This window comes from Microbacterium sp. Ld4 (assembly GCF_045066555.1).
Classification (GTDB): domain Bacteria; phylum Actinomycetota; class Actinomycetes; order Actinomycetales; family Microbacteriaceae; genus Microbacterium.
In genome coordinates, this window is the sequence record NZ_JBISHE010000011.1 from 321,947 (window position 1) to 334,176 (window position 12,230).

Annotated in this window: 11 protein-coding genes; 1 reads left to right on the plus strand and 10 read right to left on the minus strand. The window is 68.4% G+C overall.

What is annotated here, in order from left to right; translation table 11 throughout:
• Nucleotides 1–31: 31 nt before the first annotated feature.
• The gene (gene dapD / locus ACJJV7_RS08925; protein ID WP_405375553.1) at nucleotides 32–976 is read left to right on the plus strand and encodes a 2,3,4,5-tetrahydropyridine-2,6-dicarboxylate N-succinyltransferase; all 945 of its coding nucleotides are present in this window, start codon (nucleotides 32–34) and stop codon (nucleotides 974–976) included.
• A 68-nt stretch (nucleotides 977–1,044) separates the two neighbouring features.
• Here the strand turns inward: dapD and ACJJV7_RS08930 are convergent, their stop codons facing one another.
• From ACJJV7_RS08930 to ACJJV7_RS08975, 10 genes are all read right to left on the minus strand, one after another.
• On the minus strand, nucleotides 1,045–2,316 hold the full coding sequence (locus ACJJV7_RS08930) for a citrate synthase (protein ID WP_405376195.1): 1,272 nt from the start codon (nucleotides 2,314–2,316) through the stop codon (nucleotides 1,045–1,047).
• 113 nt (nucleotides 2,317–2,429) lie between these two features.
• Nucleotides 2,430–3,548, minus strand: a complete 1,119-nt coding sequence (gene dapC / locus ACJJV7_RS08935) for a succinyldiaminopimelate transaminase (protein ID WP_405375551.1) — start codon at nucleotides 3,546–3,548, stop codon at nucleotides 2,430–2,432.
• Between the two features lie 9 nt (nucleotides 3,549–3,557).
• Complete coding sequence (gene fdxA, locus ACJJV7_RS08940; RefSeq protein WP_405375549.1) at nucleotides 3,558–3,878, minus strand: ferredoxin; 321 nt, start codon at nucleotides 3,876–3,878, stop codon at nucleotides 3,558–3,560.
• 9 nt (nucleotides 3,879–3,887) lie between these two features.
• Nucleotides 3,888–4,271 carry a histidinol dehydrogenase gene (locus ACJJV7_RS08945; protein WP_405375547.1) on the minus strand — a complete coding sequence of 128 codons (384 nt, stop codon included), beginning with the start codon at nucleotides 4,269–4,271 and terminating at the stop codon, nucleotides 3,888–3,890.
• 23 nt (nucleotides 4,272–4,294) lie between these two features.
• Nucleotides 4,295–4,609, minus strand: a complete 315-nt coding sequence (locus tag ACJJV7_RS08950; protein WP_405375546.1) for an AzlD domain-containing protein — start codon at nucleotides 4,607–4,609, stop codon at nucleotides 4,295–4,297.
• Complete coding sequence (locus tag ACJJV7_RS08955) at nucleotides 4,606–5,316, minus strand: AzlC family ABC transporter permease (RefSeq protein WP_405375545.1); 711 nt, start codon at nucleotides 5,314–5,316, stop codon at nucleotides 4,606–4,608. Before ACJJV7_RS08955 ends, ACJJV7_RS08950 begins: the two co-directional genes overlap by 4 nt.
• A gap of 18 nt (nucleotides 5,317–5,334) precedes the next feature.
• Nucleotides 5,335–7,245 carry a translational GTPase TypA gene (typA, locus tag ACJJV7_RS08960; RefSeq protein ID WP_036312378.1) on the minus strand — a complete coding sequence of 637 codons (1,911 nt, stop codon included), beginning with the start codon at nucleotides 7,243–7,245 and terminating at the stop codon, nucleotides 5,335–5,337.
• Nucleotides 7,246–7,414: 169 nt separating this feature from the next.
• Nucleotides 7,415–9,103 (minus strand): ABC transporter family substrate-binding protein, encoded by a 1,689-nt coding sequence (locus ACJJV7_RS08965; protein ID WP_405375543.1) that lies wholly within the window; start codon nucleotides 9,101–9,103, stop codon nucleotides 7,415–7,417.
• A 63-nt stretch (nucleotides 9,104–9,166) separates the two neighbouring features.
• Complete coding sequence (locus ACJJV7_RS08970; RefSeq protein WP_405375541.1) at nucleotides 9,167–11,311, minus strand: dipeptide ABC transporter ATP-binding protein; 2,145 nt, start codon at nucleotides 11,309–11,311, stop codon at nucleotides 9,167–9,169.
• The gene (locus tag ACJJV7_RS08975) at nucleotides 11,304–12,230 is read right to left on the minus strand and encodes an ABC transporter permease (RefSeq protein WP_405375540.1); all 927 of its coding nucleotides are present in this window, start codon (nucleotides 12,228–12,230) and stop codon (nucleotides 11,304–11,306) included. Before ACJJV7_RS08975 ends, ACJJV7_RS08970 begins: the two co-directional genes overlap by 8 nt.

Genomic DNA, 12,230 nt, shown 5'->3' on the forward strand with positions numbered 1-12,230 from the left:
CGAGTCTAACGAGGGCCGATAGCCTGAACGTATGAGTGAACAGCGCTGGGTATGGGGCATCGGAATCGCGACGCGACGCGCAGACGGGACGGTGCTCGACACCTGGTACCCCGCTCCGGCGCTCGGTCGTGCGCCCGCCGATGTCGACACCTCCGCACTCCAGCGCTCCGTCGGCGCCGACGAGCGACGCGGGGTCACCACCGCGGTCGTCGTCGTCGAGGTCGACCTCGACACGCCCCCGACCGACACCTCCGACGCCTACCTCCGCCTGCACGCCCTGTCGCACCGTGTGGTCGCGCCGAACGACCTCGATCTGACGGGCATCTTCGGCCATCTGCCGAACGTCGCCTGGACGACCGGCGGCCCCGTGCATCCGGACGACCTCGACGAGCGGCGACCCGCCCTTCAGCGCGCGGGCCTGCAGGTGCAGGGCATCGACAAGTTCCCCCGCCTCACGGACTACGTCACTCCGGCAGGAGTGCGGATCGCCGACGCCTCGCGGGTGCGCCTCGGCGCCTACCTTTCTCCCGGCACGACGGTGATGCACGAGGGCTTCGTGAACTTCAACGCCGGCACACTCGGCGCGTCCATGGTCGAAGGGCGCATCTCCCAGGGAGTCGTCGTCGGCGATGGCAGCGACATCGGCGGCGGTTCGTCGATCATGGGGACCCTCTCGGGCGGAGGCACCCACCGGGTGTCGATCGGCGCCCGGACCCTTCTGGGCGCGAATGCCGGCATCGGCATCTCCCTCGGTGACGACTGCATCGTCGAAGCCGGCCTCTACGTGACCGCCGGCACGAAGATCACCCTTCCCGGCGAGCCCGCCACTCCTGACGGCACTCCGCAGATCGTGAAGGGCGCGCAGCTGTCGGGGCAGAGCGGCATCCTGTTCCGCCGCAACTCGATCTCGGGCGCCGTCGAAGCGGTCCGGCGCGAGGGCGTCGGCGTCACCCTGAACACCGAACTCCACGCCTGACAGTGAAAGAGGCGCACGCGCTCACCCGGGGGTGAGCGCGTGCGCCTCCTTCGGTTCAGACGAGCCGGTCAGCCCTGGCCGGGGTACTGACGTTCCGTGGCGCCCACGTAGAGCTGCTGCGGGCGGCCGATCTTGGTCTGCGGGTCGTTCTGCATCTCGCGCCAGTGCGCCAGCCAGCCCGGCAGGCGACCGATCGCGAACAGCGGCGTGAACATCCGGGTCGGGAAGCCCATCGCCTTGTAGATGACGCCGGTGTAGAAATCGACATTCGGGTAGAGGCGACGCTCCTTGAAGTAGTCGTCGTTGAGGGCGATGTCCTCGAGCTCGTTCGCGAGGGCCAGGAGCGGGTCTTCGACGCCGAGCTCGCGCAGCACCTCATCGGCCGACTCCTTGACGAGCTTCGCGCGAGGATCGTAGTTCTTGTAGACGCGGTGACCGAAGCCCATGAGCTTCACGCCGTCTTCCTTGTTCTTCACCCGCTCGACGAAGCGCTGCACGCTCTCGCCCGAGTCGCGGATGCGCGCGAGCATGTCGAGGACCGCCTCGTTGGCGCCACCGTGAAGGGGGCCGTAGAGGGCGTTGATTCCCGCCGAGATCGACGAGAACTGGTTGGCGCCGGTCGATCCGACCAGGCGGACCGTCGACGTCGAGGCGTTCTGCTCGTGGTCCTCATGAAGGATCAGCAGCCGCTCCAGGGCGCGCGACATGACCGGGTTGATCTCATAACGCTCGGCGTTGTTGCCGAAGTTCAGCTTGAGGAAGTTGTCGACGAAGCTCAGCGAGTTGTCGGGGTACAAGAAGGCATGCCCGATGCTCTTCTTGTGGGCGTACGCCGCGATCACGGGGAGCTTGGCCAGCATCCGGATCGTGTTGAGTTCGACGTGCTCCGGGTTGTGCGGGTCGCTCTGGCTCTCGTAATAGGTCGAGAGGGCAGCCGTGGCCGCGGACAGCACCGACATCGGGTGGGCGGTGTGAGGCAGCGCCGAGAAGAAGTGCTTGAGGTCCTCGTGCAGGAGCGTGTGACGACGGATCTTGTCGTCCCAGCCGGCGAGTTCGTCAGCCGTGGGAAGCTCCCCGTAGAGCAGGAGCCAGGCCACCTCGAGGTAGGTGCTGTTTCCGGCGAGCTGCTCGATCGGGTACCCGCGATAGCGAAGGATGCCGGCGTCGCCGTCGATGTAGGTGATCGCCGACCGCGTCGAGGCGGTGTTGACGAACCCGTAGTCGAGCGAGGTGTGGCCGGTCTGCTTCGTGAAGCTCGAGAAGTCGACGCTCGGAACCCCCTCGCTCCCTGCGACGAGCGGCAGGCTCGCGGTCTTGTCACCAATGGTGACGGTGGCCATCTGAGGGATGTCCGCGTTGGTCACGAAGCCTCCTTGCGGTCGTCGAGAGCGGTCTTTACAGCCTAACGGTGGCGGAGCGCGTCTCCTGACCTCGCCGGCGGATCGAGCGATTCCTAGGCGGACGTCGACGAACCGCCCAGTCGGCGGGCTGCGGCTGCGATCCGCTCGTCGGGAGCGGTCAGCGAGAATCGCACGTGCTCGGGGAAGTGCGCCCCGTAGAAGTGGCCCGGACCGGCGAGGATGCCGAGATCGGCGAGGCGGTCGAGAGACTGCCACGCGTCCTCCCCCGCCGTGGCCCACAGGTACAGGCCGCCCTCGCTCCGGTCGATGCGGAACCCCGCACGCTCGAGCGCCGGCCGGAGGACCCCCCGGCGCGCGCCGTAGCGGGCGCGCTGCGTCTCGACGTGGTCGTCGTCGCGGAGCGCGGCGACCATGGCCGCCTGGACCGGCGCGGGGACCATGAGACCCAGGTGCTTGCGAGCTTCGAGGAGCGCGGAGACGAGAGCCGGATCTCCGGCGACGAATGCCGCGCGGTAGCCGGCGAGGTTCGACTGCTTGCTCAGGGAGTAGACCGAGAGCACCCCGGTGAGATCGTCACCCACGACGGCCGCATCGAGCACGCTCGGTACCGGCGCGTGCGCCCAGGGGCCGTCCCAGCCCAGCTCCGCGTAGCACTCGTCGGAGGCGAGCACGGCTCCCAGTGCGCGCGCTCGGTCGACGGCGCGGCGGAGTTCATCCGCGCCGAGCACTCTGCCGTCGGGGTTCCCGGGCGTGTTGAGCCAGACCAGCCGCGTCCCGTCCGGCCATTCGTCGGGATCGTCCGACGCGAAGGGCGTCGCCCCGACGAGTCGCGCACCGACCTCGTACGAGGGGTAGGCCGCGCGCGGGTGCACGACGGTGTCGCCGGGACCGAGCGCGAGGAGGAGGGGAAGGAGGGCGACGAGCTCTTTCGAGCCGACGGTCGGGATGACGTGACGGGCCTCGAGGCCGGTGACGCCCCGGCGGCGCGCGTACCACTGCGCGATCTCGGATCGCAGAGCGGGCGTTCCCATCGTCTGCGGGTAGGCGTGCGCGTCCGTTGCGGCGACGAGCGCTTCTGCGACGACGGCGGGAGTCGGATCGACGGGCGAGCCGATCGAAAGGTCGACGATGCCGTCAGGATGCCGGCGCGCCCGCTCGGCGTAGGGGGCGACGGCGTCCCACGGGTAGTCGGCGAGGTCGCGGACGCTCATCGCGCGCGCTCAGTGGCTCTGCGGCGGAAGGGCGGAGATGATCGGGTGATCCTTCGCGATCACGCCGACCTTCGCGGCGCCGCCGGGCGATCCGATGTCGGTGAAGAAATCGACGTTGGCCGTGTAGTAGTCGGCCCACTCCGCCGGGAGGTCGTCCTCGTAGTAGATGGCCTCCACCGGGCAGACGGGCTCGCACGCGCCGCAGTCCACGCATTCATCCGGGTGGATGTACAGCGACCGTTCACCTTCGTAGATGCAGTCGACGGGACACTCGTCGATGCAGGCACGGTCTTTGACATCCACGCACGGCAGGGCAATCACATACGTCACGGGGCAAGTCTAGTTCGTCGCGCGGAAGGCGGACGCCGACGGCCAGGCCACGATGAGCGCGGCGAGCAGGGGGACGGCGACCGTCCAGACCATCCCCGTCGTGATGACGCCCTCGGGCGCGGCGGGGACGACGACGGATCCGCCCGGGCCACGACCCGAGAGCACGACCGTCGCGACGAGAGCGCCGACGCCCGCGGCGAGCGTGGAGGAACGCTCGCCGGTCAGCACGCGGACCGCGACCAGAAGGCCGAGGAGGCCGATGGTCGCCGCGATGAGGCCGACGGGAACCGGGCCCCAGGTGGCCGCCTGCCCGATGACGCAGGCGACGCCGTAGACGAAGCCGATGACGGCCGCGATGACCCAGGTGCCGAGACGGGCGATGGTGGAGCTCACCGCGTCAGTCTAGGCGGCGGTCTTCAGCCCGCCCACCCCACCGCGCGCAGAAGAGCTGCCGCGACGGCAGCCGCGAGGACCACGATCAGAAACGGCGCCCGAGCAGCGAGCAGCCCGGCGGCGACGATGAGCGCCGGCACGCGAGCGTCGAGGACGACCGCCTGACCGGCGCCGAACGTCTGCACCACGACCAGGGCGGCGAGGAGGGCGACCGTCAACAGGTCGATCACGCGGCTCGGCCGAGGGCCCTCGAACCAGGTCGGCGGCACGAGATACCCCACGGTCTTGAGCACGACGCAGACGATCGACGCGAGCAGGATCGTGTTCCAGAGGGTCATGGCGTCACGTCCTCTCCCGCTCGCTGCCCTCGCGACGCGAAGGCGTTCGACCAGCCGACGACGATGGCGACCAGGGCGGCCACGAGCACCGGCAGTCCCGGCATGAGCGCGGGGGTGAGAAGTGCCGCCACGACCGCTGCGGCGGCGCCCACGGCGATCGCCTGTCTCCGGCGCAGCCGCGGCCACAGCAGCGCCAGGAAGGCGGCCGCCGCCGCGGCATCCAGTCCGTAGTCGCGGACGTCGCCGAGGATGTCGCCGACGAGCGCGCCGGCGAGGGTCGTCAGGTTCCAGCCCAGGTAGATGCCGATGCCCGTCACCCAGAAGCCGACTTTCCGCGCGGCCGGGTCGGCCTGTGCGAGGGCGACGGCGGCGGACTCGTCGATCGTGAAATGGGATGCCGCCGCGCGCCGCCAGAATCCGGCGCCCACCACGGGAGACATCCTGAGGCCGTAGGCGACGTTCCGGATGCCGAGGAGGCCCGCCGACGCGACGGCGGCGAGAGGCACCCCGCCCCCGCCGATGACGCCGACGAACGCGAACTGCGATCCTCCGGTGAACATCAGCAGGCTCAGCACGCAGGTCTGCCAGACGTCGAGACCGGACGCCACCGACAGCGCGCCGAAGGAGACGCCGTAGGCGCTGGTCGCAACGGCGACGCCGACCGCGTCGCGCCATGCGCGCCGGGTCGGCGTCTCGTCACCCGTCATCGGGGTGCTACTGCGGGATCAGGAGTTGGCGTCCTGGCGCTTCAGACGCGCGGTTGCACGCGCGCGGTCTGTCGCAGCCAGGCTCACCTTGCGGATGCGGACGACCTCGGGCGTGACCTCGACGCATTCGTCGTCACGCGCGAACTCGAGGCTCTCCTCGAGCGTGAGGAGGCGGGGCGGCGTCATCGACTCGAACGAGTCGGAGCTGGCCGCTCGCATGTTCGTCAGCTTCTTCTCACGCGTGATGTTCACGTCCATGTCGTCGGCACGCGAGTTCTCGCCGACGACCATGCCTTCGTAGACCTCCTGCGTCGGCTGGACGAAGAACGACATGCGCTCCTGGAGGCCGATGATGGCGAAGGGGGTCACGACGCCGGAGCGGTCGGCGACGATGGAGCCGTTCTGACGCGTCGAGATGTGGCCGGCCCACGGCTCGTAGCCGTGCGAGATCGCGTTCGCGATGCCCGTGCCACGGGTCGTGGTGAGGAACTCGGTACGGAAGCCGATGAGACCGCGCGAGGGGACGATGAACTCCATGCGGACCCAGCCGGTGCCGTGGTTCGTCATGTTGTCCATGCGGCCCTTGCGGGCGGCGAGGAGCTGCGTGATCGCACCGAGGTACTCTTCGGGCGCATCGATCGTCAGGTGCTCGAAAGGCTCGTGGGTCTTGCCGTCGACCTGCTTCGTGACGACCTGCGGCTTGCCGACGGTCAGCTCGAAGCCTTCGCGACGCATGTTCTCGACGAGGATCGCCAGAGCGAGCTCGCCACGGCCCTGGACTTCCCAGGCGTCCGGACGGCCGATGTCGACGACGCGGATGGAGACGTTACCGATGAGCTCGCGGTCGAGACGGTCCTTGACCATGCGCGCCGTCAGCTTGTGGCCCTTGACCTTGCCCATGAGGGGCGAGGTGTTCGTGCCGATGGTCATCGAGATCGCGGGATCGTCGACGTGGATCTGCGGCAGCGGGCGGACGTCCTCGGGGTCGGCGATGGTCTCGCCGATCGTGATGTCCTCGAAGCCGGCGATGGCGACGATGTCGCCGGGGCCGGCCGACTCGGCCGGGTAGCGTTCGAGGGCGCGGGTCTTCAGGAGCTCCGTGATGCGAGCGTTGCTGGTGGTGCCGTCGGCGCGCACCCAGGCGACAGTCTGCCCCTTCTTGAGCGTGCCGTTGAAGACGCGCAGCAGGGCGAGACGCCCGAGGAACGGCGAGGAGTCGAGGTTCGTGACCCAGGCCTGCAGAGGCGCCTCGTCGTCGTAGGCCGGAGCGGGGACGTGCTCGAGGATCGCACCGAAGAGCGGCTCGAGGTCGTCGTTGTCGGGAAGCGATCCGTTGTCGGGACGGTTCCGCGATGCGGCGCCGGCACGGCCCGAGGCGTAGACGACGGGAACATCGAGCAGGGCGTCGACGTCGAGGTCGGGCACGTCGTCCTGGAGGTCGGACGCGAGGCCGAGCAGCAGGTCGTGGGCTTCTTCCTCGACCTCGGCGATGCGGGCGTCGGGGCGGTCGGTCTTGTTGACCAGCAGGATGACGGGCAGCTTGGCCTCGAGCGCCTTGCGGAGCACGAACCGCGTCTGCGGGAGCGGGCCCTCGCTGGCGTCGACGAGAAGGACGACACCGTCGACCATCGACAGACCGCGCTCGACCTCGCCGCCGAAGTCGGCGTGGCCGGGGGTGTCGATGACGTTGATCGTCACGGGCTCCTCAGAATGGAGGCCCTTGTAGGTGATCGTCGTGTTCTTCGCGAGGATCGTGATGCCCTTTTCGCGCTCGAGGTCGTTCGAGTCCATGGCGCGTTCTTCCATGTGCTCGTGCGAGCCGAACGAGCCCGTCTGCCGGAGCATCGCGTCGACGAGGGTCGTCTTGCCGTGGTCGACGTGCGCGACGATTGCGACGTTGCGGAGGTCCGGGCGGAGGGCGTGCGCCATAAAAAGGTTCCTTGCGAAGAGTGTGAGGGTCGGGAATCCGACGGTCCACTCTACCGCAGCATGCCGAACCGACCCTGGATGCCGCTCCGCACCGGGAACGACGAAGGGGACGAGCGCCTCCCGGCGCCCGCCCCCTCCCCGTGATCAGACGATCAGCACGGGTGCGTGATTACTCCGCAGCCCAGCCGACGGTCGTCCAGTCGATGGTCTCGAACTGGGTGGCACCCCAGTTGACGAGGCCTTCCTTGACCGCGTAGACGTTCGGGAGCGGTGCGATGCCGAACATCGGCACGTAGTCCCAGATGACGTCGTTGATCTGCTTGGCGATCTCGATGCGCGCGTCGGGGTCGAGCTCGGCATTGGCCTTGTTGTACAGGTCACCCAGCCGGTCATCGGTCGTGCCGGTGAAGTTCGACTCCGATTTGAGCGGGTAGTACAGCGCCTCCGACGACGAGATCGGGAAGGCGGTGCCCGCCCACGAGAACGAGACCATCTCGAAGTCACCCGGGATCACGTAGTCGCTGAAGTACTGCGCGACGGGCACCGAGACCAGCTCGACCGGGATGCCGAACTCGCCGAGGTCGGCCTGGACCTGCTCCGACCGCTGGATGTTCGTCGCGGTATCGGCGGGAACCGTGATGCTCAGCTCAAGAGCCTCGCCATCCTTCGTCCAGCCGTCCTCGGGGCTGCCGGTGTAGCCGGCTTCCTCGAGGAAGGAGGTCGCCGCATCGGCATCCAGCGGGAGAGCCTTGTCCTCATAGCCGTTCTGTCCGGGCATGAAGATGTAGTCGCCCTGGGTGACGGCGGGGGCGTCGACGGGGGTGTTCGCCGCAGCGGCGATCTGCTCGCGGTTGACGATCGAGGCGACCGCCTTGCGGACGTTGACGTCGGAGAGCGGCCCCTCCTTGGCGTTCATCGTCACGTGCGTCCACGTGAGTCCGCCCGAGGTCTGGATCGCTGCATCGGCCCGGCTCTGCGCCGTCTGGTACAGGTCCGCGTTGGCCGAGATGTACAGCGTGTCGATCTCGGAGTTGGCGAACGACGAGCCCTGCTGATCCTGGCTCACTCCGCGGAAGATGACGGTGTCGAGCTTCGGGGTCTCGCCCCACCACTCGGGGTTGCGCTCGAGCGTGACGACCTGACCGGTCGCGTCGATGTCGCTGATACGGAAGGGCCCCGAGGACGGGACGGCCTTCGTGCGGTAGCCGTCGTTGTACGCGGCCGGGTCGCTCGAGATCGCCGCCGGGAGCACCGTGCCGAACAGGCTCTGCCAGTCCGCGTAAACCTGGGAGAACTCGACGATCACGTGGAACTCGTCGTCGCCCTGCTCGACCGAGGAGATGTCCTCGTAGCCGGCGGTGGATGCCGGGAGGTAAGCGTCGTTCGTGCCGTTCTGCGCCTCCCAGAACGCGATGTAATCCTCTGCCGTGATCGGGGTGCCGTCTTCCCACACCGCGTCGGGGTTCAGCTTGATCTCGACGACCTGCGGATCTTCGCTCGTGATCTCGGCGGAGACCGCGTAGTTCTCGTCGAGAACCGGCGTGCCGTCCTCAGAGATCTTGAACGGGCCACCCGTGGTGGGTTCGTTGATGTCGACGGAGTCGACCTCATTGCCATCGACCTGGTTGATGTTGAACTGCACAGGCAGCGCGCTCACCGCAAGAGTCAGCGTCCCACCGTCCTGAACGTCAGCAGCGTCAGCACGCACCCAGTCCGTCACCGGCAGAGCCGGCCCGGCCTCGGCCGACTGGGTCTCGGTCGGCGCGCCGGTGTTACCGGCGGAGCAGCCCGAGATCACGAGCGCGGCAGCGCCCAGCAGCGCCAGAGGGGCCAGCGCTTTTGCACCCCGAATCTTCATGTGATTGTTCCTCTCGTCGTTCTTTAGGGACCACAGGCGACATGGTGCATTCGCCGGCGGGGTTCAGGGTGCCGCGGTCGTCACGGCGATGTCCACCAGCGCCGATTGATCGGCATGATGGCAGGCGACGCTCGCGCGGCCTCGGGGCGCGAGCGGAGGGTCCACGGTGCGGCACTGCTCCTGACGGGTGTCGTCGAGAAGCTGATACAGCGGGCAGCGGGTGCGGAAACGGCATCCCGAGATCTCCTGCGTCGGGCTGGGGATGTCTCCCTGCAGCAGGATGCGGGCCCGCCCCCGCTCGATGCGCGGGTCGGGGATCGGGGCGGCCGAGATGAGGGCCTTCGTGTACGGATGCTGCGGATTGTCGAAGACGTCCGCGATCGGGCCCTGCTCCACGACGGCGCCCAGATACATGACCGCGACGTCGTCGGCGATCTGCCGTACCACCGCGAGGTCGTGCGCCACGAAGATGTACGACAGCCCGAGTCGGAGCTTGAGGTCCTCGAGCAGGTTGATGACACCCGCCTGGATCGAGACGTCGAGCGCGGACACGGGCTCATCGAGGACGATGACCGACGGGTTCGTCGCCAGCGCTCGCGCGATGCCGATGCGTTGACGCTGTCCGCCCGAGAACTCGTGCGGGTAACGATCGGACATCGCCGCATCGAGGCCGACCAGATCGAGCAGTTCGAGCGCGCGGCGATCGCGCTCGTCCTTGCCGGCGCCCAGTGCCCACAGCGGTTCGGTGATGACCTCGCCGACAGGAAGACGGGGATCGATCGCGCCCATCGGGTCTTGGAAGACGATCTGCACGTCCCGGCGGAGCGCGAGACGCTCCCGCCCCGACACGGAGCCGACGTCCTTGCCGTTGATGCGGATGGACCCCGACTGGGGCGCCGTCATCTCCATGATCTCGAGGATCGTGGTCGTCTTGCCGCAGCCCGACTCCCCCACGAGCCCCAGCGTCCGACCGGGCTGGAGCGAGAACGAGACGCCGTCGACGGCGCGCACGGTGCCGACCCGGCGCGGAAAGACCGAGCCGCGCATGAGCGGGAAGTGACGCTGGAGGTCGGTGACCTCGATGACGGGGACGTCGGTCGACACCTCCGCGACGGCATCGACCATGGGCTCGGGCCGGGGGAAGATCTCGGCACGGCGCAGTTCGCCGGAGGCGATCTCATCGCCTCGGATGCAGGCCGCCACGTGGCTCGTGCTGGCCGCGGCGTCGTGCGCGATGAGCGACGGCTCGATGTCGCGGCACGCGTCGATCGCGATCGGGCAGCGGGGGGCGAACGGGCATCCGCGCGGCAGCGCTGCGAGAGATGGTGGTCGTCCCTCCAACGGAACGAGCCTCTCGGTGCCTGCCGTCAGCATGTTCGGGACCGATCGGAGCAGGCCGACCGAATACGGCATGTGCGGATCATGGAAGACCTGATCGGTGGTGCCCAGCTCGACGAGCTTGCCAGCGTACATCACGCCGACCCGATCGGCGTGACCGGCGACGACGCCGAGGTCGTGGGTGATGAGGACGACCGCGGCGCCCGTCATCTCCTTGGCCTTCTCGAGCACCTCGAGGATCTGCGCCTGGATGGTGACGTCGAGGGCGGTCGTCGGCTCGTCGGCGATGATCACCTTCGGGTCGTTCGCGATCGCCATGGCGATCATCGCGCGCTGACGCATGCCGCCCGAGAACTCGTGGGGGAACGCCCGTGCGCGGCGGTCGGGGTCGGGGATGCCCACCGACTTCAGGAGCTCGACGGTGCGGGCGGCGGCGGCCTGCGCGCTCAAGGAGGAGTCGTGCAGGCGGAGCGCCTCGCTGATCTGATCGCCCACGGTGTAGACGGGCGTCAGCGCCGAGAGCGGGTCTTGGAAGACCATGGCGAGTTCCTTGCCGCGGATCTGCGACAGTCGGCGATCGCTCATCCCGAGGAGCGACTGCCCCTCGAACTCGATGGCACCCTCCACTCGGGCGTTGGTCGGCAGCAGTCCCATGATCGCGAGCGAGGAGACCGACTTGCCCGACCCGGACTCCCCCACGATGCCGAGGAACTCGCCAGGGTGGACGTCGTAGGAGATGCCACGCACGGCCTGGACGTCGCCGCCCGCGCGCTGCGGGAACGTGACGCTCAGATCGCGGACGGAGAGAAGAGGGGTGCGAGCAGGTTCTGCATGCACCGTCGACGTGATGTTCACGGCGGAATCAGGCACGGTTGGCCCCCGAGGTCGGGTCGATCGCGTCGCGCAGGGCGTCGCCGATGAGGCTGATGGCGAAGAGCAGGGCGACGAGGACGCCGGCGGGGAAGACGAACAACCACGGGCGCGTGATCGCCGCAGACGTGCCGTCGGCCAGCAGGGTGCCCAGGGAGACGTCGGGCTTTTGGACGCCGAACCCGAAGTAGCTGAGCGCCGTCTCGGACATGATCATCGACACGACCCCGAGGGTGGCGTCGATGATCAGGAGCGACGCGACGTTCGGCAGGATGTGGCGGCGCAGGATGCGCGGCGTGGACAGCCCCATGTACCGCGCGGCCCGCACGAAGTCGCGGTTGCGGAGTGAACGGGTCTGGTTACGGACGACCTGCGCCATGATCATCCAGCTGAAGATCGCGAGGAAGAACGTGAGGGCCACCCATGACAGTGAGGTGAACAGCGGGCTGAGAAGCACGAGGATGAAGAAGGACGGCACGACCAGCAGGAGGTGGGTGAGCCATCCGATGACGCGGTCGGTGCGGCCGCCGACGTAGCCGGCGAGGGAGCCGATGACTGCGGCGAGGAACGTTCCGGTGATGCCGGCGACGAGGCCGATGATGAGCGACTTCTGCAGCCCCGAGAGGGTCTGCGCGTAGATGTCCTGGCCGATGCCGTTCGTGCCGAACCAGTGGCGGAGAGTCGGACCCAGGCCCATGTTGTAGGGGTCGCGCTCGGTCGGGCTCCAGGGAGCGAAAAGCGGTCCGAGCACAGCCCACGCCACGATGAGGACGAACGCGATCGCGCCGACCCAGAACCGGGGCATCCGGGTGAGGCGCTTCCAGACGAGCGCGTTCCGGGAGAGCGGGCGCTGACGGTTCGTGACCGACTGATCATCGTCGAGCGGCAACTCGATGGATTCGTGCTGCACGATCGACAT

Excerpts from the sequence above, each read along its gene's own strand:
- ACJJV7_RS08965 (WP_405375543.1), bottom strand. The coding sequence starts at position 9,103 with ATGAAGATTCGGGGTGCAAAAGCGCTGGCCCCTCTGGCGCTGCTGGGC.
- ACJJV7_RS08950 (WP_405375546.1), bottom strand. The coding sequence starts at position 4,609 with ATGACCCTCTGGAACACGATCCTGCTCGCGTCGATCGTCTGCGTCGTG.
- ACJJV7_RS08930 (WP_405376195.1), bottom strand. The coding sequence starts at position 2,316 with ATGGCCACCGTCACCATTGGTGACAAGACCGCGAGCCTGCCGCTCGTC.
- ACJJV7_RS08955 (WP_405375545.1), bottom strand. The coding sequence starts at position 5,316 with ATGACGGGTGACGAGACGCCGACCCGGCGCGCATGGCGCGACGCGGTC.
- dapD (WP_405375553.1), top strand. The coding sequence starts at position 32 with ATGAGTGAACAGCGCTGGGTATGGGGCATCGGAATCGCGACGCGACGC.
- dapC (WP_405375551.1), bottom strand. The coding sequence starts at position 3,548 with ATGAGCGTCCGCGACCTCGCCGACTACCCGTGGGACGCCGTCGCCCCC.
- ACJJV7_RS08975 (WP_405375540.1), bottom strand. The coding sequence starts at position 12,230 with ATGTCGATCGTGCAGCACGAATCCATCGAGTTGCCGCTCGACGATGAT.
- typA (WP_036312378.1), bottom strand. The coding sequence starts at position 7,245 with ATGGCGCACGCCCTCCGCCCGGACCTCCGCAACGTCGCAATCGTCGCG.